Annotated in this window: 15 protein-coding genes; 6 read left to right on the forward strand and 9 right to left on the reverse strand. The window is 68.9% G+C overall.

The annotated features are described in order from the left end of the window. Positions 1 to 86: 86 nt before the first annotated feature. Positions 87 to 776, reverse strand: a complete 690-nt coding sequence (locus tag ARC23_RS14805; protein ID WP_057497899.1) for a response regulator — start codon at positions 774 to 776, stop codon at positions 87 to 89. Continuing rightward, on the reverse strand, positions 773 to 2,164 hold the full coding sequence (gene baeS / locus ARC23_RS14810; protein ID WP_057497900.1) for a sensor histidine kinase efflux regulator BaeS: 1,392 nt from the start codon (positions 2,162 to 2,164) through the stop codon (positions 773 to 775). The genes ARC23_RS14805 and baeS overlap by 4 nt, the downstream gene beginning before the upstream one ends. 128 nt (positions 2,165 to 2,292) lie before the next feature. Between baeS and smeA the strand changes: the two genes are divergently transcribed. Genes smeA through smeC form a run of 3 tightly spaced genes read left to right on the forward strand, consistent with a single transcriptional unit; the run spans position 2,293 to position 8,063 of the window. After that, positions 2,293 to 3,489, forward strand: coding sequence for a multidrug efflux RND transporter periplasmic adaptor subunit SmeA (gene smeA, locus ARC23_RS14815; protein WP_057497901.1), 1,197 nt, complete (start codon positions 2,293 to 2,295; stop codon positions 3,487 to 3,489). 12 nt (positions 3,490 to 3,501) lie between these two features. After that, a complete protein-coding gene (gene smeB / locus ARC23_RS14820; RefSeq protein WP_057497902.1) occupies positions 3,502 to 6,651 on the forward strand; it encodes a multidrug efflux RND transporter permease subunit SmeB in 3,150 nt (1,049 codons plus the stop codon). Further along, a complete protein-coding gene (gene smeC, locus ARC23_RS14825; RefSeq protein WP_057497903.1) occupies positions 6,648 to 8,063 on the forward strand; it encodes a multidrug efflux transporter outer membrane subunit SmeC in 1,416 nt (471 codons plus the stop codon). The genes smeB and smeC overlap by 4 nt, the downstream gene beginning before the upstream one ends. Before the next feature lie 64 nt (positions 8,064 to 8,127). Here smeC and mnmG read toward each other — a convergent pair whose 3' ends face one another. Then, entirely contained in the window at positions 8,128 to 10,017 is a 1,890-nt protein-coding gene (mnmG, locus tag ARC23_RS14830; RefSeq protein WP_057497904.1) for a tRNA uridine-5-carboxymethylaminomethyl(34) synthesis enzyme MnmG, read from the reverse strand. A gap of 546 nt (positions 10,018 to 10,563) precedes the next feature. Beyond that, positions 10,564 to 11,052, reverse strand: coding sequence for a hypothetical protein (locus ARC23_RS14835; protein ID WP_057497905.1), 489 nt, complete (start codon positions 11,050 to 11,052; stop codon positions 10,564 to 10,566). A gap of 160 nt (positions 11,053 to 11,212) precedes the next feature. On the opposite strand from ARC23_RS14835, the gene ARC23_RS14840 reads away from it, so the two are divergent. Together ARC23_RS14840 and ARC23_RS14845 are read left to right on the forward strand one after the other, a co-directional pair. After that, the gene (locus tag ARC23_RS14840) at positions 11,213 to 12,175 is read left to right on the forward strand and encodes a pyridoxal-phosphate dependent enzyme (protein WP_057497906.1); all 963 of its coding nucleotides are present in this window, start codon (positions 11,213 to 11,215) and stop codon (positions 12,173 to 12,175) included. Next, complete coding sequence (locus ARC23_RS14845; protein ID WP_057497907.1) at positions 12,160 to 12,804, forward strand: YdcF family protein; 645 nt, start codon at positions 12,160 to 12,162, stop codon at positions 12,802 to 12,804. The genes ARC23_RS14840 and ARC23_RS14845 overlap by 16 nt, the downstream gene beginning before the upstream one ends. Positions 12,805 to 12,866: 62 nt before the next feature. Here the strand turns inward: ARC23_RS14845 and bioC are convergent, their stop codons facing one another. The 5 genes from bioC to bioB all read right to left on the reverse strand — a co-directional run bounded on the left by bioC (position 12,867) and on the right by bioB (position 17,705). After that, entirely contained in the window at positions 12,867 to 13,751 is an 885-nt protein-coding gene (bioC, locus tag ARC23_RS14850; RefSeq protein ID WP_057497908.1) for a malonyl-ACP O-methyltransferase BioC, read from the reverse strand. Positions 13,752 to 13,763: 12 nt separating this feature from the next. Further along, a complete protein-coding gene (locus ARC23_RS14855) occupies positions 13,764 to 14,543 on the reverse strand; it encodes an SDR family oxidoreductase (protein WP_057497909.1) in 780 nt (259 codons plus the stop codon). Between the two features lie 29 nt (positions 14,544 to 14,572). Beyond that, entirely contained in the window at positions 14,573 to 15,352 is a 780-nt protein-coding gene (gene bioH, locus ARC23_RS14860) for a pimeloyl-ACP methyl ester esterase BioH (RefSeq protein ID WP_057497910.1), read from the reverse strand. Between the two features lie 18 nt (positions 15,353 to 15,370). Next, positions 15,371 to 16,594: an 8-amino-7-oxononanoate synthase gene (gene bioF, locus ARC23_RS14865; RefSeq protein ID WP_057497911.1), complete on the reverse strand. Its 1,224-nt coding sequence runs from the start codon at positions 16,592 to 16,594 to the stop codon at positions 15,371 to 15,373. A 67-nt stretch (positions 16,595 to 16,661) separates the two neighbouring features. After that, on the reverse strand, positions 16,662 to 17,705 hold the full coding sequence (bioB, locus tag ARC23_RS14870) for a biotin synthase BioB (RefSeq protein ID WP_057497912.1): 1,044 nt from the start codon (positions 17,703 to 17,705) through the stop codon (positions 16,662 to 16,664). A 202-nt stretch (positions 17,706 to 17,907) separates the two neighbouring features. Between bioB and ARC23_RS14875 the strand changes: the two genes are divergently transcribed. Next, positions 17,908 to 19,230, forward strand: a complete 1,323-nt coding sequence (locus tag ARC23_RS14875; protein WP_057497913.1) for a chloride channel protein — start codon at positions 17,908 to 17,910, stop codon at positions 19,228 to 19,230. The last annotated feature ends 15 nt before the right edge of the window (positions 19,231 to 19,245 follow it).

Below are 19,245 nucleotides of genomic sequence, written 5' to 3' on the forward strand. Positions count from 1 at the left end.
GGCGTCTCCGGAAATCAGGGCATTCGCGCCGATGATACCTGCGGGGTCCGTACGCCGCGTGCGAATCGCGCGGTGGTGCCTGCCAGCTAGGGCTCGTAGCTGTAACCCATGCCATACACCGAACGGATCGGATCTTCGTCCATGCCGGCGTCGGCCAGCTTGCGGCGCAGGTTGCGCACGTGGCTGTCGACGGTGCGGTCGACCACCACCCGATGATCCAGGTACAGCCGGTCGAGCAGTTCATCACGCGCCCAGATCCGCCCGGGCGTGGCCAGCAGCGTGCGCAGCAGGCGGTACTCCACCGGGGTCAGGTCCAGCCCCTTGCCGTTCCAGGTGGCGCGCGCGGCCGGCTCGTCGATGCACAGGCCGGCCCTGGCACGCGTGGCCGGATCGGGGCGGTAGCGGCGCAGGACCGCCACCACCCGCGCCACGACCTCGCGTGGGCTGAACGGCTTGCAGATGTAGTCGTCGGCACCGATCTCCAGGCCCAGCAGGCGATCGATTTCCTCCACCCGCGCGGTCACCATGATCACCGGCACATCGCTGCTGGCGCGCAGTTCGCGGCACAGGTCCACGCCATCGCGCTGCGGCAGCATCAGGTCCATCAGCACCAGGTCCGGCTGGTAGTGCGCAAACGCCTCGATCACCTGGCCACCGTCGTCCACCCAGTGGCTGGCCATGCCGGCCGCGGCCAGGTAGTCGCGCAGCACCGAGGCCAGGCGCGGCTCGTCCTCGACGATCAGGATCTTCGCGGCGTCGGCGGGCGACGTGCTCATGCAGCCTCCGGCAGGATGATGACCACGCGCAGGCCGCCCAGTGGCGACGGCTCGGCGTGGATGTGGCCGTGGTGGGCGAGGATGATGTTGTGGCTGATCGCCAGGCCCAGCCCGCTGCCGCCACTGGCGCGGTTGCGCGAACTTTCCACGCGGTAGAAGCGCTCGAACAGCAGGGCGCACTTGTCGGCCGGCACGCCCGGTGCGGTGTCTTCCACGATCAGCTGCACGCCGGCCGGCACGCGCGCTGCCTGCACGAGTACGCGGCCACCGGCGTGGGTGTAGCGCAGCGCATTTTCCAGCAGGTTGGCCAGCACCTGCTGCAGCCGCCGCTCATCGCCGGAAACCCGCAGCGGGCCCTCTGGCAGCGCTTCCTCCAGCGCCAGTCCCGCAGTGGCCAAGCGCACACGCATGCCATTGAGTTCACTGCGCAGCAGCGCGCCCAGGTCCAGCGGCGCGAAGCGGTACGCCAGGCCGCCGGACTGGGTCATCGACAGGTCGTGCAGATCGTCCACCAGCTTGCCCAGCTGGCGGATCTCGCCCTGCAGGGCGCCAAGGTTGGCCCGGTCCAGCGGACGGATGCCATCTTCGATCGCCTCCAGCTCGGCGCGCACCACTGCCAATGGCGTGCGCAGCTCATGCGAGATGTCGGCAATGAAGGCCCGGCGGTTGCGTTCGGTATCGTCCAGCGCCTGTGCCATCCGGTTGAAGTCGTTCACCAGCGCGTCCAGTTCATCATCGCTGGTGCGCTCGATGCGGGTGGCGTAGTCGCCGGCGGCCAGACGGTGCGTGGCTGCGGCCAGCTTGGCCAGGCGCTGCCGCAGCGCGCGCGAGACCAGCCAGGCCAGCAGCACGGTCACCAGCAGCAGTGAGATGCCGATCACCCACCAGGCGCGCACCTGGGTGTTGTAGAAGTTCAGATCGTTGGTGGCGATGACGGTCTGGAACGGCACCATGCCCAGCCAGCCCACGGTCTGCCCATCCACCTGCACCGCATGCGGCTCGTCATCGCTGGTGGCGTCGGGGTTGCCGGCCACCCAGTGGTGCTGCGCATCGAACAGGCCCAGCCGCGAAGGCACGCCGGTCTGGTCCGACAGCGGTGGCACCGGGCCTTCGTGGGCATGGCCCAGATCCGGCCGCAACATGCGTGCCCAGCGATCGGCGTTGCCGCGCAGCTGCTCCCAGCCGCCGTGCTCGCGGAACTCGCGCTGCAGGTGCGGCATCAGGCGCTGCATGCGCAGGTCGCCCTGGTCGTTGAGGTAATCCAGGAAGCCGGTCTGGAAGGCCACGCGGCTGGCAATGCCGTTCACTGCCAGCACCAGCAGGCAGGCGGTGAAGATCGCGAGGAAGGTCTTCGCGGTCAGGCCGGATGTGAGTCGAATCTTCGCCATTGCCGGGCCATTAGCGGCGCATGCAGCGCTGAAAGCAAGCGCCAGCTGAGCCGGCCGCACAATCTCCATATTCTCTGCACAGTTTCACGGCAGCGTGCCGGGGTCAACGCAAGGCCCCCACGCCCCCCATGCCACTCCTGTGCCCGCTTTTCCGTTCTTCCCGACCGCTGCTGTTGCCCCTGCTGCTGGCCCTGGCGGCCTGCTCGGCGGGCAGGCCCGACGCTCCGGCCATGCCCGAGGTGCGCGTGATTACCGCAACTGCGCGGCCGCTGGCGTTGCAGCAGACGCTGCCGGGCCGGGCGGTGCCGTTCGAAGTGTCCGAGGTGCGGCCGCAGATCGGTGGGCTGGTCCGCCAGCGGTTGTTCACCGAAGGTCAGCAGGTCAGCGCCGGCCAGCTGCTGTACCAGATCGACCCGGCGCCCTACCAGGCCGCCTTCGATACCGCGCGTGGCCAATTGGCGCAGGCCGAGGCCACCGTGCTGTCGGCGCAACCGAAGGCCGAGCGCACCCGCGCGCTGGCGAGCATGGATGCAGCGAGCAAGCAGGACGCCGACGATGCCACCTCGGCGCTGAAGCAGGCGCAGGCCAACGTGATCGCCGCGCGCGCTGCATTGCAGGCTGCGCGCATCAACCTTGGCTACACCCGGGTGACCGCACCGATCGCGGGCCGCATCGGCACCTCCAGCGTTACCGCCGGCGCGCTGGTTACCGCCGGCCAGGACGCCGCGCTGGCCACCATCCAGCGGCTGGACCCGGTGTACCTGGATGTCACCCAGTCCAGCACGCAGATGCTGGCGCTGCGCAGGCAGCTCGATGCGGGCCTGGTGAAGGCCATCGATGGCAAGGCGCAGGTGAAGGTGCTGCTGGAGGACGGCAGCACCTATGCGCATGAAGGCACGCTGGAGTTCGTCGGCAGCGCGGTGGATCCGGGTACCGGCAACGTGGTGCTGCGCGCGGTCATCCCCAATCCGGAGGGCCTGCTGCTGCCGGGCATGTACCTGAAGGCGGTGCTGCCGATGGCCACCGACGCGCGCGCGCTGCTGGTGCCGCAGAAGGCGGTGCTGCGCAATGAACGCGGCGAGCCGCTGCTGCGCCTGCTTGATGCCGGGGACCATGTGGTCGAGCGCCGGGTCAGCACCGGCCAGGTGGTCGGCAACCAGTGGCAGATCACGCAGGGGCTGAAGGCCGGCGAGCGGGTGATCGTCAGCAACGGTAGTGCGGTATCGCTCGGCCAGCAGGTCAAGGCGGTGGCGGCCACTACCGCGCAGCTGGCTGCCATGCCCGCGATCGAGCCGAACGGCAACACCGACGAAACGTCGCACTGAGGCCTGCCGCGCATGGTTCGTTTCTTCATCGACCGGCCGATCTTCGCCTGGGTGATCGCCATCGCGGTCAGCCTGCTCGGCCTGCTGGCGATCCTGATCCTGCCGGTGGACCGCTACCCGCAGATCGCCCCGCCCACCATCACCATCCGCGCCACCTACACCGGCGCCTCGTCGCAGACCGTGGAGAACGCGGTCACCCAGGTCATCGAGCAGTCGCAGCAGAGCCTGGACCACTTGATGTACATGACCTCGACCAGTGCCTCCGATGGCTCGGCGCAGGTCAACCTGGTGTTCGCCACCGGTACCAACCCGGACACCGCCCAGGTGCAGGTGCAGAACCAGCTGCAGGCGGCGATGGCCACGTTGCCGCAGGCCGTGCAGCAGAACGGCCTGACCATCACCAAGTCCAGTGGTTCGATCTTCGAGGTGCTGTCGTTCACCAGCGAAGACGGCAGCATGGACAACTTCGATGTCGCCAACTTCATGGAAGCGCGCATCGACGACCAGATCAGCCGTGTCAGCGGCGTCGGCAACATCCAGCCGATCGGCCAGGAATACGCCATGCGCATCTGGCTGGACCCGGAGAAGATGCGCCAGTACGCACTGATGCCGTCGGACATCGAGAGCGCACTGCAGGCGCAGAACACCGACGTATCGGCCGGTGAGCTGGGCGGCCAGCCGGCATTGAAGGGCCAGCAGCTGGACGCGACCGTGACCGCGCGCAGCCGCCTGCACACGCCCGAGCAGTTCGCGCAGGTGGTGCTCAAGGCCGATGCCAATGGCAGCGTGGTGCACCTGGGCGACGTGGCGACGATCGGCCTGGGGCCGGAAAGCTATGACAGCATCAGCACGTTCAACGGCAAGCCGTCGGCGTCGCTGGGCATTGAACTCAATGCCGGTGCCAACGCGATCGCCGTCTCCAAGGCCATCGAGACCCGGCTGCAGCAGCTGCAGAAGTACTGGCCGCACGGCTACAGCTACCACGTGGCGTTCACCACCACGCCATTTGTGACCATTTCGCTGAAGGAAGTGGTGATCACCCTGATCGAAGCGATCATCCTGGTGGTGCTGGTCATGTACCTGTTCCTGCAGAACTGGCGGGCCACGCTGATCCCGACCATCGCGGTGCCGGTGGTGCTGCTGGGCACCTTCGGCGTGCTGGCCGCCTTCGGCTATTCGATCAATACCCTGACCATGTTCGCGCTGGTGCTGGCCATCGGCCTGCTGGTGGACGATGCCATCGTGGTGGTGGAGAACGTGGAGCGGGTGATGGCCTTCGAAGGGCTGGCGCCGAAGCCAGCCACGCTGAAGGCGATGGGCCAGATCACCGGCGCGCTGGTCGGCATCGTGCTGGTGCTGACTGCGGTGTTCCTGCCGATGGCGTTCTTCAGCGGTGTCACCGGCGTGATCTACCGCCAGTTCTCGGTGACGATTGCTGCGGCGATGATCCTGTCGGTGCTGGTGGCGATGACCATCACCCCGGCGCTGTGCGGCAGCATCCTGCACCAGATTCCCAAGGGCGGCCATCCGCATGGCGACCACGGGGGCGAGCCCAGCCTGCTGGGCAAGTTCTTCATCGGGTTCAACCACCGTTTCGAACGCACCTCCAACGGCCTGCGGCGACGTGTGGATGGCTTCCTCGGCCGGCGCACGCTGGGCGTGGTGTTCTACCTGGTGCTGAGCGTGGCCACCGGCCTGTTGCTGTGGCACCTGCCCGGCGCGTTCCTGCCCGATGAGGACCAGGGCATGCTCAACGCGCTGGTGAAGCTGCCGGCCGGTTCCACGCTGGAGCAGACGCGGGCGGTGATGGATCGTCTGAGTGCCGTCGCGGTGAAGGACGACAGCGTGCTGTCGATCCAGGCCACCGCAGGTTTCAGTGTTACCGGCAGTGGCCAGAACGTCGGCCAGGCGTTCATCCGCCTGAAGGACTGGGACGACCGCAAGGATGACGCCGATACCATCGCCGCACGACTCACCCGGGCCATGGCCAGCGTGCCCGATGCGCAGGTGTTCATCACCTCGCCACCGGCCATCCTCGGCCTGGGCGATGCCGGCGGTTTCACCCTGGAACTGCAGGACGAAGGCGGTGCCGGCCATGCCGCCGCAGTGGCCGCGCGCAACACACTGCTGAAGAAGGCCGCCAGCGACCCGAAGCTGGTCAACGTGCGCTACGCCAGCCTGGAAGACGCGCCGGTGTACGCGGTGAAGGTGGACGACGCCAAGGCGCAGGCGATGGGCGTGAATCCGCAGGACATCAATGACACCTTGAACGCAGCGCTGGGCGGCGACTTCGTCAACAACTTCATCTACAAGGGCCGCATCAAGAAGGTATTCATCCAGGGCACCGCCGAAGCGCGCATGCAGCCGCAGGACATCGAGCGCTGGAGCGTGCGCAACCAGGCCGGGCAGATGGTGCCGCTGTCGTCGCTGGTCAGTGCGCACTGGACCAGCGCACCGGCGGCATTGCAGCGCTACAACGGCGTCTCGGCGATGGAGGTCACCGGCCAGCCGGCGCCGGGCGTCAGCTCCGGCGAGGCGATGGCCGAGATCGCACGCCTGGCCGACACGCTGCCGGAAGGCTTCAGCCATGCCTGGTCGGACATGGCCTACCAGGAACAGTTGTCGGGCAACCAGGCGCCGATGCTGTACGCCATCTCGCTGCTGTTCGTGTTCCTCTGCCTGGCCGCGCTGTACGAAAGCTGGGCGGTGCCGTTCGCGGTGATGCTGGCGGTGCCGGTGGGCGTGTTCGGTGCGGTGCTGATGATGAACCTGCGTGGCCTCAACAACGATGTGTACTTCCAGGTCGGCCTGTTGACCACGATTGGTCTGGCAGCGAAGAACGGCATCCTGATCGTCGAGTTCGCGCGCATCCTCGAACAACAGGGCAGGAGCACCCGCGAGGCGATCCTGCAGGCGGTCTACCTGCGGCTGCGGCCGATCGTGATGACTTCGCTGGCGTTCCTGATGGGTGTGCTGCCGCTGGTGTTCGCCACCGGCGCCGGTTCGGCCGCGCGCCGCTCGCTGGGCACCGGCGTGGCCGGCGGTACGGTCGCCTCGATGGTGCTGGGCATGTTCTTCGTGCCGCTGTTCTACCTGCTGGTGCGGCGGATGTTCCCGGGCCGCGCGCCGGCCCACGCCGCTGTACCGGAGGCAAGCCCATGAAGCCGATGCTGCTGCGCGCCCTGGTGGCCGCAATGATCACCACGGTGCTGGGTGGCTGCGTGAGCATGGCGCCGCATTACCAGCGGCCCGAGGCACCGGTGCCGGTGCAGTTCGGCAATGCGGCCACCGGCGAGGCCGAGCCGGCGCTGGCGATGCCGGCCTGGCGCGAGGTGTTCCTCGAACCGCGCCTGCAGCAGGTCATCGCGCTAGCGCTGCAGAACAACCGCGACCTGCGGGTGGCGGTGCTGCAGGTGGAGAAGGAGCGCGCGCAGTACCGCATCCAGCGTGCGGCGCTGCTGCCGTCGGTGGATGCCAGCGGCAGCGTCACCCGTGCGCGGATGAGCGATGCCAGCAGCGAAACCGGCGCCACCCAGGTGACCGAATCCGATGCCGTGCAGGTGGGCATCAGCAGCTGGGAGCTGGACCTGTTCGGGCGTATCCGCAGCCTGAAGAACGAGGCCCTGCAGAACTGGCTGGCCAGCGCCGAGAACCAGCGGGCGGCGCGCACCAGCCTGGTCGCCGAAGTGGCCACGGCCTGGCTGGCGCTGGCCGCCGATGAGCAGTCGCTGGCATTCACGCAACAAACCCTGGACAGCCAGCAGCAGACGCTGCAGCGCACCGAGGCCCGCCATGCACAGGGGCTGGCCTCGGGCCTGGACCTGTCGCAGGTGCAGACCAGCGTGGAAGCCGCGCGCGGGGCGCTGGCGAAGCTGCAGACCCAGCAGGCGCGGGATCGCGATGCATTGCAGCTGTTGGTGGGGGCGCCGCTGGATCCGGCCCTGCTGCCAACTGCGCAGGCGCTGGATGGCAGCGTCGCACTGGCGCCGCTGCCCGCCAACCTGCCGTCCAGCGTGTTGCTGCAGCGCCCGGACGTGCTGTCCGCCGAGCATGCATTGCAGGCAGCCAACGCCGATATCGGTGCCGCGCGCGCCGCATTCTTCCCGACGCTGGCGTTGACCGCCAACTACGGCCACAGTTCCACCGCGTTGTCGACGCTGTTCTCGGCCGGCACCCGTGGCTGGTCGTTCGCGCCCAGCATCACCGCGCCGATCTTCCATGCCGGTGCACTGAAGGCCTCGCTGGATGCCTCGAAGATCGGCAAGGACATCGGCATCGCGCAGTACGAGAAGGCGATCCAGCAGGCCTTCAGCGAAGTGGCCGATGCGCTGGCCACGCGTGATCACCTGCGCGCGCAGATGGATGCGCAACGCGCATTGGTGGCCGCCAGCCAGCGCAGCTACACGCTGGCCGATGCGCGTTACCGCACCGGGCTGGACGGCTATCTGCAGGCGCTGGATGCGCAGCGCAGCCTGTATGCCGCGCAGCAGGATCTGATCGCGCTGCAGCAGCAGGAGGCGGGCAACCGGGTAACGTTGTTCAAGGTGCTGGGCGGCGGCGCGGACGCACGGTAACGCGTGCGTTCGCTCTGGTCGGCGCCAACCTTGGGCGGCGCCTGCCAGGAACAGGTCCGATTGCCTACGCCACGCGGCCGCGGCGCGCGCGCTCCAGATGCACCAGCAGCAGCGAGATCGCCGCCGGGGTCATGCCCGGGATGCGCTGCGCCTGGCCGATGGTCTGCGGGCGCACGCGCTCCAGCTTTTGCAGGGCCTCGGCTGACAGCCCCCGCACCGTTGCGTAATCGAAGGCTTCGGCAATCGGCGTGGCTTCATGCCGCTGCTGGCGCTCGATCTCCTCGCGCTGGCGGTCCAGGTAGCCGGCGTACTTCACGCCGATCTCCACCTGCTCGGCCACTTTGCCGTCGGCCACGGCCGGGCCCAGCGACGGCACCTGCATCAGCTGCGCGTAGTCCAGCTCGGGGCGCTTGATCAGGTCCAGCACATTGGTTTCGCGGCTGACCGCCACGCCCAGCGTTTCCTGTACCTCGCGGCCCAGTGCATTGGCCGGGGTCGCCCACAGCGCGCCCAGGCGCGCGCGCTCGGCGGCGACGGCGGCCTGCTTGGTTTCGAACGCGCTCCAGCGGCGGTCATCGACCAGGCCCATTTCGCGGCCGGCCGGGGTCAGGCGCTGGTCGGCATTGTCCTCGCGCAACTGCAGGCGGTACTCGGCGCGGCTGGTGAACATGCGGTACGGTTCGTTGGTGCCGTGGGTGATCAGGTCATCCACCAGCACGCCCAGGTACGCCTCGTCGCGGCGCGGGCACCAGCCGTCCAGCCCGCGTACCTGGCGGGCAGCGTTGAGGCCGGCCAGCAGGCCCTGCGCGGCGGCTTCTTCATAGCCGGTGGTGCCGTTGATCTGGCCGGCGAAGAACAGGCCGTTGACCAGCTTGGTTTCCAGCGAGGCCTTCAGCCCGCGCGGGTCGAAGAAGTCGTACTCGATCGCGTAGCCGGGGCGGGTGATGTGCGCGTTCTGGAAGCCGACGATGCTGCGTACCATCTCCAGCTGCACATCGAACGGCAGTGAGGTGGAGATGCCGTTGGGGTAGATCTCGACGATGCCCAGGCCTTCGGGTTCGACGAAGATCTGGTGGCTGGCCTTCTCGGCAAAACGCACCACCTTGTCTTCGATCGACGGGCAGTAGCGCGGGCCAATGCCCTCGATCTGGCCGCTGTACAGCGGTGAGCGGTGCAGCGCGTCGCGGATGATCTGGTGGGTCTGCTCGGTGGTGTGGGTGATCCAGCAGCTGACCTGCTGCGGATGCTCGTCCACCGAGCCGAGGAAGGACATCACCGGCCGCGGCGAATCGCCCGGCTGCTCATCCATCATGCTGTAGTCCAGCGAGCGGCCATCGATGCGTGGCGGCGTGCCGGTCTTCAGGCGGTCCACCTGGAACGGACGCTCGCGCAGGCGCGCGGCCAGCGTGGTGGCCGGCGGGTCGCCCATGCGGCCTGCGGCGTACTGGGTCGGGCCGACATGGATCTTGCCGGCCAGGAAGGTGCCAGCAGTCAGCACCACGGCCTCGGCATCGAAGCGCAGGCCGGTCTGGGTGATGACCCCGCGCACGGCGTCGCCTTCGATGACCAGGTCATCGACGGCAGCCTGGAATACGGTCAGGTTGGCCTGGCCTTCGACAATGGCGCGGATCGCCATGCGGTACAGGTTGCGGTCGGCCTGGCAGCGGGTGGCGCGCACGGCCGGGCCCTTGGAGGCATTGAGGGTGCGCCACTGGATGCCGGCGCGGTCGGCGGCATGCGCCATCGCGCCGCCCAGCGCGTCGATCTCCTTGACCAGATGGCCCTTGCCGATCCCGCCGATGGCCGGATTGCAGCTCATCGCGCCCACCGTTTCGATGTTGTGGGTCAGCAGCAGGGTGCGCACGCCGGTGCGGGCCGCGGCCAGCGCGGCTTCGGTGCCGGCGTGGCCACCGCCGATGACGATGACGTCGTAACGATGGAAGGACGGGTTCATGGGGGCTGTTCAGCTGGGGGCGGGCGCGACCGGAGGTGGCGCCGGGGTGGCGATTTTAGCGCCAATCGGGGGTAACGCGCCGGCGCCATCGGGCCGGCGCGGAAATCAGCGCTAAAGTTGGCGGGTTTTTTGCAGATAACCCAATAGCACCCACCGTGGCTGGCGCCGCGGGCGCCCGTGACCGGAATTGGAACAGGGGCCGGTACAGGCGCACGGTGGGGGAGCAGAGGGCCGGCAGTCGGGGGACTGTCCGGCCCTGTTTTTTTGGGCTGTCGGAAAGGCCCCATCACGCATGGCGTGGATCCACTGACGCGGGGGCTCTCGCCGGTTGCCGACCCGGCAAAACAAACGGCCCCGCATTGCGGGGCCGTCTGCCATCAGAGGTGCCGACATCCGACAGGGCCGGAACAGGGGGGATCCAGATGTTCCTGTCGGATATCGACGTAGAGCTTTTTGCGGCGGCCCGTGTCGTTTTTGTCACTTTGTGACGCGGGCCGTCACTGTCCCCGTAGATTGCGGCTTGGACCGTGTGAAATGCAAGACGGTTCAGCGCTCAACTGTGCGCTGCGTCCCACGATCCATGTTCCGCCAGGGGGAACCGTTCATCCTCGGCGCGCTGGGCGCCGGCGCCGGCCGGGCCTGCGGCGGCGGTGCCGATGGCTGGACGTTCGACTGTGGCGGGCGACGCATCGAATCCATGTTCCGCCACGGCGAGCCACCGTTGTACGACGGCCGCGACGGCGGCGGACGGTTCTCGCCGCCGTTGCCGGGTGGGCGCGGCGGCGGGCGGTGATTGTGCGGCGGGCGGTAGATCGGGCGCGAGTAGTACGGATTGCCATAGCCGCCGTAGTAGCCGCCATAGCCGCCGTAGTACGGATAGCCGTAGTTGTAGGGATAGCCGGCCGGGTAGCGGTACTCCACCGACGGCGCACCGTGGTAGTAGCTGCCGCTGCGGCCACCGCCGACATAGTCGTAAGTGGTGCAGCCGGTCAGTGCCAGCATCAGGCCACCGGCAAGCATCAGGCGCGTTTTCATGGTGGGTCCCCCCAGAGGACGGGTTGTGCGGTCAGCTTCGTGCGCAGGCATTGAATCAGCCCTTAACTTCACCCATCAGGATGAATGGAGGTGAAGGCCCTCATGCTGGCATGACCTGTGCCGGGGTCGCCAGCGGGGAGCCATACGTTAATCTTGCGTCATGAGCGATTCACTGTTGCCCCGTGCCGACGATGTCCTGGCTGCCGCTGCGCGGATCGCGCCGCACGCCAGCGTGACCCCGGTGCTGCGCTCGCGCACGCTCGATGCGCTGGCCGGCGCGCAGCTGGCGTTCAAGGCCGAGCATCTGCAGCGCGGCGGCGCATTCAAGTTCCGCGGCGCGTGCAATGCGGTGTGGTCGCTGGATGCCGATCGCGCCCGTGCCGGCGTGGTCACTCATTCCTCCGGCAACCACGGCGCGGCCCTGGCGCTGGCCGCACGCACCCGGGGCATTCCCTGCCATGTGGTGGTGCCGGACGGGGCGGTGGCGGCCAAGCTGGCCAACATCGCCCGCCACGGCGCCACGCTCTGGCGCTGCCCGCCGACCATCGCCGACCGTGAGGCCACCTGCGCCAGAGTGCAGGCCGATACCGGCGCAACCCTGGTCCATCCCTATGCCGACCCGGCCGTCATGGCCGGACAGGGCACCGCCGCACTGGAACTGCTGCACAGCGACGGTCCATTCGACGTGCTGGTGGTTCCGGTGGGCGGCGGAGGGCTGGCCAGCGGCACCGCCCTGGCCCTGCAGCACGCCAGCCCGCAGACCCGGCTGGTGCTGGCCGAACCGGCCGGTGCCGATGACACGGCACGCTCGCTGGCCGCCGGCGAGCGCCAGGGCGCATTCACCCCGGACACGATCTGCGACGGCCTGCGCACCCTGATCGGCGCGCCCAATTTCGCGCTGCTGCGCGCGGCAGGTGCCGAGGTGATCGTGGTCGATGACGCGGCCACGATGGCGGCGATGCGCCTGCTGTGGGAGGTCCTCAAGCAGGTGGTGGAACCGTCTTCGGCCACCGTGCTGGCAGCGGTACTGGCGCAGCCGCAGCGCTTTGCGGGGCTGCGCGTGGGGCTGGTGTTGTCCGGCGGCAATGTCGACCTGCCCGCACTGCGTTGGGGCGCGCCATGAGCCGCGACCGGCAGCGACGGCGTACCGGCCTGCTGGGCTGGATCTGGCGGCTGTTCGTGGTGCTGGTGATCTGGCTGCTGGGTGTGACGGCCTGGATCGTCTGGATCGGTGAGCGTGACCAGGCGGCCAAGGCCGACGCCATCATCGTGCTGGGTGCTGCGGCGTATGACGCCAAGCCGTCGCCGGTGTTCGAGGAGCGTATCCGCCATGGACTGGACCTGTATGAGGCCCGCTACGCGCCGCTGCTGATTTTCACCGGTGGCTATGGCGGCACCGGTGCGCGCTTCTCCGAGTCGCAGGTGGCACGCCGCTACGCGCTCAAGCACGGCGTGCCGGACGACGCGATCCTGATCGAGACCGCTTCGCGCAACACGGTGCAGAACCTGGTCGAAGCCAAGCGGCTGATGGACCAGCGCCATCTGCGCCGGGTGATCATCGTCAGCGACCCGTTGCACATGGCGCGCGCACTGCGCCTGAGCAGGGCGCTGGGCATCGATGCGCTGGCCTCGTCCACGCCCAGCACGCGCTTCCGCAGCTTCCACACCAGCTGGCGCTTCCTGGTGCAGGAGATCTACTTCTTCCACCGCGACCTGGTGCGCCCGCCGCTGAGTTCACCGGCCAATACCTGAGGCGGGAGCCTGCATCAGGGTCGGTGCCGACCTGGGTCGGCGCGTGACCGGCGGTAGCGCGATCAGGTCTGCTTGCGCCGGATCGGAATCGCCGACACCGGCACCGAGGCCACGTCATGCCCGCCTTCGCGGATCGGCGCACCCGGGTCCGGCGCCCAGGCGTGGGCATAGATCACTTCCCAGCTGCTGGGCAGCTTGCCGTCGGCGCGGCGCATCGGTTCGTACGCCGCCGCAGCAGCGGCGAAACGACCGCGCCCGGTCAGCGTATGGCGGCGGTCCACGCGGGCGTTGGTGGCACCCATCGCACGCAGTTCGCGCATCAGCGAAGGCAGGTCGTCATAGGTCAGGGTGAACAGGTCGCGGTCCAGCACCGGGTCGCGGAAACCGGCCATCATCAACGCATCGCCGAACTGCGCGATCTGCGCGAAGCGGCTCACGTGCGGGCGCTCATCGGCGGCGGCGAAGGCCTCGTTGAGCTCGACCAGCGTTTCCGGGCCGAAGGTCGAGCACAGCAGCAGGCCACCGGGCTTGAGCACGCGACGGAATCCGGCAAACACCGCCGGCAGGTCGTCCACCCACTGCAGGCACAGGTTGCTGAAGATCACGTCCACGCTGTTGTCGGCCAGCGGCAGCGCGGCGGCATCGCCGCACAGGCGCTGGAACGGCTTCCACCAGCCGGCCTGGCGCTTGGCCTGGTCCAGCATGGGCAACGCCACGTCCAGGGCAATCACCTGCGCCTTCGGCCAGCGCTTCTTCATCAGCGCACTGGCGTGGCCGGTGCCGGCACCGATATCGAGCACCACCTCCGGCTTGCGCGCCTCCAGGTAGTCCAACGATTCGATCAACCGCGACTGCACCTCGCGCTGCAGGGCGGCGGCGGCGTCGTAGCTGCTGGCGGCGCGGGCAAACGCGCGGCGGACATGGCGGGCATCGAAGTGGGACGGCATTGCGAGAGTCTCTTAGAACGTACCGGGGTAGGCGCCGCCATCGATCAGCAGGTTCTGCCCGGTGAGGTAGCCGGCCTGCGCACTGCACAGGAAGGCGCAGGCGGCGCCGAATTCGTCCGGCGTGCCGAAGCGGCCGGCGGGAATCTGCTGGCGGCGGCGCTCGGCCACTTCACCCGCGTCGCCGTCCCTGCCCGCACTGTGGGCGAAGTTGGCACGCAGGCGGTCGGTGTCGAACTGGCCGGGCAGCAGGTTGTTGATCGTGACGTTGTGGGCCACAGTGCGGCGCGACAGGCCGGCGACAAAACCGGTCAGTCCGCTGCGCGCGCCGTTGGACAGTGCCAGGATGTCGATCGGCGCTTTCACTGCCGACGAGGTGATGTTGACGATACGGCCGAAGCCGCGCTCGATCATCGCGTCCACGGTGGCCCGGATCAGCGCGATCGGTGCCAGCATGTTGGCGTCCAGTGCGGCGATCCAGTCATCGCGCTCGAAGCTGCGGAAATCGCCGGGTGGCGGGCCACCGGCGTTGTTGACCAGGATGTCCACCTGCGGGCACGCGGCGAGCGCTGCGGAGCGGCCGGTCTCGGTGGTCACGTCGGCGGCGACCACGCGGACTTCGGCGGCGCCGGGCAGGGCGCGCAGTGCTTCAGCGGCGGCCTGCAGGGCGGTTTCGCCCCGGGCCACGATCACCACGTTCACGCCCTCGCGCACCAGCGCACGCGCGCAGCCCAGGCCGAGCCCCTTGCTGGCGCCGCAGACCAGTGCCCAGCGGCCAGTGATACCCAGATCCATGCGTCAGTCCTGGCGAGTTAGGAGGGCGCTCATTGTCCGCCATCGGCCGGTGACAGGCCGGCAACGAAGTGTTGCAGGGCGGCGGCCACCTCGTCGGCATGGCCGAGGAAGGGCGCGTGGCCGCCGTGGGCGATGGTCAGCGCCTGCGCGCCGGGGGCCAGCGCCGCCGCCGCGTTCATCGCCGCCGGTGAGACCAGGCGGTCGCGCTGGCCGGCGATCCACAGGCTGGGTCTGCCCAGCGTCGGCAGCGCGCCGCGCAGATCGGTGCTTTCCAGCAGGCGCAGGCCGTCCTGCAAGGCGCGTTCGGTTGGCGCGCCGCGCTCGACCAGGCGCTGGCGCAGCGTGCGCAGTTCCTCGCGGGCATGCGCCGAACCCAACACGTCCAGTGCCAGGAAGCGCTCCAGGGTGCCGCCGAAATCAGTGGCCAGCTCGCGCCCGAACTGCTCGAACACCGCCGGTTCCACCGCATGCGGCCAGTCCTGGCCACGCACGAACCGCGGCGTGGCCGCAATCATCGCCAGCCCGCGCACCTTCGGAAGCGTCGCGGCGGCGTGCAGTGCGAACAGGCCGCCCAGTGACCAGCCGCACCACACCGCCGGCGGCGTGGCCGCGGCAATGGCGTTGACCACGAATGGCAGGCGCAGCGGCGTGGTGTCTTCGCGGCTATGGCCGTGACCGGGCAGGTCGACACGATGCAGGGTGAACCGATCCGCCAGGCGTTCGACCAGCGGCGCGAACACGCCGCCCTGCAGGGCCCAGCCGTGGATCAGTACCAGGTCCGGCCCCTGGCCGGTCACTTCGATATGCATGGGGGAACGACAGCAGACTCAGGCAAAGGCGGGCAGTGGCGGCGGCGCGGGTTCGCGCGTGGGCAGGGCCACGCGGTCGCGCGCGCTGGCGATGGCTTCGACCAGGCCGCGCACCTGTTCCGGCGTGTGCAGCGCGGACAGGGTGACGCGCAGCCGTGCCTTGCCCTCCGGCACGGTCGGCGGGCGGATGGCGCCGACCAGCCAGCCGGCCTGTTCCAGTGCCTTGGACATCGCCACAGCGCGATGATCGTCACCACACAGCAGCGGCTGGATCGGCGTTTCCGAGGCCATGAGATCCAGGCCATGGCGACGGGCTTCGCCGCGGAACAGCGCGATCAGATCGGTCAGTTTCGAACGGCGCCAGTTGTCACGGCGCGCCAGGCGCACCGCTTCCAGTGCAGCGGCAGCCATCGCCGGTGGCAGGGCGGTGGTGTAGACGTACGGGCGCGCGGTCTCGGCCAGATGTTCGATCAGGTCGTCGCGGCCCAGCACCAGTGCGCCGGAACCGCCCAGCGCCTTGCCCAGCGTCACCAGTTGCAGCGGAACGTCGTCCACGCCCAGCCCGGCGGCAGCCACTGCGCCACGGCCGTCGCCGACTACGCCCACGCCGTGCGCATCATCGACGTAGAACAGCGCCTGCTGCAGGCGTGCCACGAGCGACAAAGCGCGCAGCGGTGCGATGTCGCCATCCATGCTGAAGACACCATCGGTGGCCAGCATCGCCGCGCCATCGGGCGCGTGCTTGAGCTGGCGCATCGCCCCTTCCGCATCCAGATGCGGATAGCGGCGCAGGCGCGCACCGGCCAACCGTGTCGCATCCAGCAGGCTGGCGTGGTTGAGCTTGTCCTGCACGCACACGTCGCTCTCTTCGCTCAGCAGCGCCTGCTGCACCGCCAGGTTGGCGGCGAAGCCACTGCCGAACAGCAGCGCACGCGGGTAGCCCAGCCACTCGGCCACCTCGCGTTCCAGCGCGTCGTGCATTGCGTGGTGGCCGCAGACCAGGTGCGAAGCACCGGCACCGGCGCCCTCGCGCGCGGCGGCGTCCTGCAGTGCGTTGACCACACTGAACTGCTGGGCCAGGCCCAGATAGTCGTTGCTGCAGAAGCCGGTCAGCCACTGGCCGTCCACTTCCAGGCGGACGCCGTCACGGCGGCTGACCGTACGCCGCGCGCGGCGTCGGCCTTGGGCATCGCGCAGGGCGCGCTGGGCGTGGAGACGGGCGGTCAGGTCGGGGCGGGCCATGGCGGCTGAATGCGTCGACGGGGCGGCTAGGGTAGCGCGTTGCCGCGGCGCCTGCTTGCGGCCCGTCTCAGGCCGCGTGAGCGCAGCCACAGCCGGGCGTATCGGCACTGATATCGGTGTGCACGGTGCCGCCGTGGTCATGGCCTTCGGCATCCACCTGTACCGCCATCGGCTGCAGGCCGAGCCGGGCGAACAGGGCCAGGTCGCGTTCGCTTTCCGGGTTGCCGGTGGTCAGCAGCTTGTCGCCGTAGAAGATCGAATTGGCACCGGCCAGGAAGCACAGCGCCTGCAGTTCGTCACTCATCGCCTCGCGCCCGGCCGACAGCCGCACCATCGCGCGCGGCATGACGATGCGCGCCACGGCGATCATGCGCACGAACTCGAACGGATCCAGCTCGGGACTGCCATGCAGCGGCGTGCCCGCCACCTGCACCAGCTTGTTGATCGGCACCGAATCGGGGTGCGCCGGCAGCGTGGCCAGCGCCAGCAGCAGGCCGACGCGCTGCGCGCGCGTCTCGCCCATGCCGACGATGCCGCCGCAGCAGGTCTTCAGGCCGGCATCGCGCACGTGTTCCAGCGTATCCAGGCGGTCCCGGTACTGGCGCGTGTGGATGATCGAATCGTAGTAGTCCGGCGCGGTGTCGAGGTTGTGGTTGTAGTAGTCCAGGCCGGCGTCCTTCAGCGCACGTGCCTGCTCGCCGCTGAGCATGCCCAGCGTGGCGCAGGTTTCCAGGCCCAGCGCCTTCACCCCGGCGATCATCGCCGCCACCTTCGGAATGTCGCGGTCCTTCGGCGAACGCCACGCCGCGCCCATGCAGAAGCGCGAGGCACCGGCGGCCTTGGCCTGGCGCGCCTTGGCCAACACCGCGTCGGTGTCCATCAGCTTCTGCGCGTTCACCCCGGTGGTGTAGCGCTGTGCCTGCGGGCAGTACGCGCAGTCTTCAGGGCAGCCGCCGGTTTTCACCGACAGCAGCGTGGAGACCTGTACCTGGGCAGGGTCGAAGTGCTCGCGATGGACCGCAGCGGCGCGGAATAGCAGCTCGGGGAACGGCAGCTCGAACAGCGCCTGCAGTTCGTCGTGTTGCCAGTCGTGGCGGATGGCGGCGGCCATGGCGGGACCTTGGGTACGAGTAGAGCGAGGGCGGCAGTGTGGGTGGGCTTGTTCGGGCTGTCAACCATAATGTTTGACGATAGGTTTACATTTCGATCCTGTTGCGGATTCGGCGGATGCGCCACTTTTCACCGCATCCTGCAATGCGTCCGGCCACAGTGGCCGCTGCCCAACGCAAGCGCTGGCGCGCAGACTCTCTCCCATGATTGGTCTTCACCGACTCCGCGACCGCATCACCACGCTGGTCCTGAGTGAATCCTGGCGCCGCCGTGCCGCGCTCTGGGGCGGCGCCGTGGCCGTCGCGCTGGTGGCGATCCTGTTCGCCAAGGCCAGCGACGCGGCCTTTCACCTGTTCCAGCGCATCACCGCGCACTCGCCGTGGTGGGCCCTGCTGCTCACGCCGGGCATCTTCGCGCTGTTGGCCTGGTTGACCGCCGGTGTGCTGAAACCCACCCGCGGCAGTGGCATTCCGCAGGTCATCGCCGCGCTGGACAAGCCCGATGAGTCGTTCCGCAGGACCCATCTTTCGCCTGCCGTCTCGGCCGGCAAGCTGTTGCTGACGTCATTGTCGCTGCTCGGCGGCGCGTCGGTCGGGCGCGAGGGGCCCACGGTGCACGTGGGCGCCAGCCTGATGTACCTGTTCGGCCGCGGGTTCGGTTTCAAGGATCCCCGCGAGCTCTCGCACTTCCTGCTGGCAGGTGGTGCTGCCGGTATCGCCGCCGCATTCAATACGCCGTTGGCCGGCATTGTGTTTGCCATCGAAGAACTCAGCGGCCGCTTCGAGCATCGCTTCTCCGGCACCCTGCTGACCGCGGTGATCGTCGGTGGCGTGGTGTCGCTGGGCCTGCTCGGCAACTACACCTACTTCGGCCATGTGAGCGCGCGCCTGCCGCTGGGCCAGGGCTGGCTGGCCATCCTGCTGTGCGGCGTGGTGGCGGGCTTGCTGGGCGGCCTGTTCGCGCGTGCTGTGCTGGCCAGTGCGGCGGGCCGCCCGCGTTGGCTCGGGCACCTGCGGCAGCGGCATCCGGTTCTGTTGGCCGCAGGCTGCGGTCTGGTGGTGGTGCTGCTGGCCCTGGCCTTCGGTGAAGGCGCGTTCGGCACCGGCTACGAGCAGGCGCGCAGCCTGGTGCAGGGCCAGGCCACGGTCGGCCATGAGTTCGGGTTGATGAAGCTGTTGGCCAACCTCGCGTCATACGTGGCCGGAATTCCCGGCGGCCTGTTCTCGCCGGCGCTGGCGGTCGGCGCGGGACTGGGCCACAACCTCGCGGTGCTGATGCCCGGCGTGGATCCGCGCGCGTTCGTACTGCTGGGCATGTGTGCGTACCTCACCGGCGTTACCCAGGCGCCCCTGACCTCGGCGGTGATCTCGCTGGAGCTGACCGACAGTGGCGATCTGCTGCTGCCGATCCTGGCCACGGTGCTGATTGCCCGCGGCGTGTCCGGACTGGTGTGCCGGGTGCCGATCTATCGGGGGTTGGCGGAAGTGCTGATGGCGCCAGCGGTAGAGCGCGACCGCGCGAGCTAGTCGCATCGAGGGAGT

The sequence above is a fragment of the Stenotrophomonas beteli genome, from assembly GCF_001431665.1.
Classification (GTDB): domain Bacteria; phylum Pseudomonadota; class Gammaproteobacteria; order Xanthomonadales; family Xanthomonadaceae; genus Stenotrophomonas; species Stenotrophomonas beteli.

Coding starts and splice junctions, on each gene's coding strand:
- ARC23_RS14805 (WP_057497899.1), bottom strand. CDS start 776: ATGAGCACGTCGCCCGCCGACGCCGCGAAGATCCTGATCGTCGAGGAC.
- baeS (WP_057497900.1), bottom strand. CDS start 2,164: ATGGCGAAGATTCGACTCACATCCGGCCTGACCGCGAAGACCTTCCTC.
- smeA (WP_057497901.1), top strand. CDS start 2,293: ATGCCACTCCTGTGCCCGCTTTTCCGTTCTTCCCGACCGCTGCTGTTG.
- smeB (WP_057497902.1), top strand. CDS start 3,502: ATGGTTCGTTTCTTCATCGACCGGCCGATCTTCGCCTGGGTGATCGCC.
- smeC (WP_057497903.1), top strand. CDS start 6,648: ATGAAGCCGATGCTGCTGCGCGCCCTGGTGGCCGCAATGATCACCACG.
- mnmG (WP_057497904.1), bottom strand. CDS start 10,017: ATGAACCCGTCCTTCCATCGTTACGACGTCATCGTCATCGGCGGTGGC.
- ARC23_RS14835 (WP_057497905.1), bottom strand. CDS start 11,052: ATGAAAACGCGCCTGATGCTTGCCGGTGGCCTGATGCTGGCACTGACC.
- ARC23_RS14840 (WP_057497906.1), top strand. CDS start 11,213: ATGAGCGATTCACTGTTGCCCCGTGCCGACGATGTCCTGGCTGCCGCT.
- bioC (WP_057497908.1), bottom strand. CDS start 13,751: ATGCCGTCCCACTTCGATGCCCGCCATGTCCGCCGCGCGTTTGCCCGC.
- ARC23_RS14855 (WP_057497909.1), bottom strand. CDS start 14,543: ATGGATCTGGGTATCACTGGCCGCTGGGCACTGGTCTGCGGCGCCAGC.
- bioH (WP_057497910.1), bottom strand. CDS start 15,352: ATGCATATCGAAGTGACCGGCCAGGGGCCGGACCTGGTACTGATCCAC.
- bioF (WP_057497911.1), bottom strand. CDS start 16,594: ATGGCCCGCCCCGACCTGACCGCCCGTCTCCACGCCCAGCGCGCCCTG.
- bioB (WP_057497912.1), bottom strand. CDS start 17,705: ATGGCCGCCGCCATCCGCCACGACTGGCAACACGACGAACTGCAGGCG.
- ARC23_RS14875 (WP_057497913.1), top strand. CDS start 17,908: ATGATTGGTCTTCACCGACTCCGCGACCGCATCACCACGCTGGTCCTG.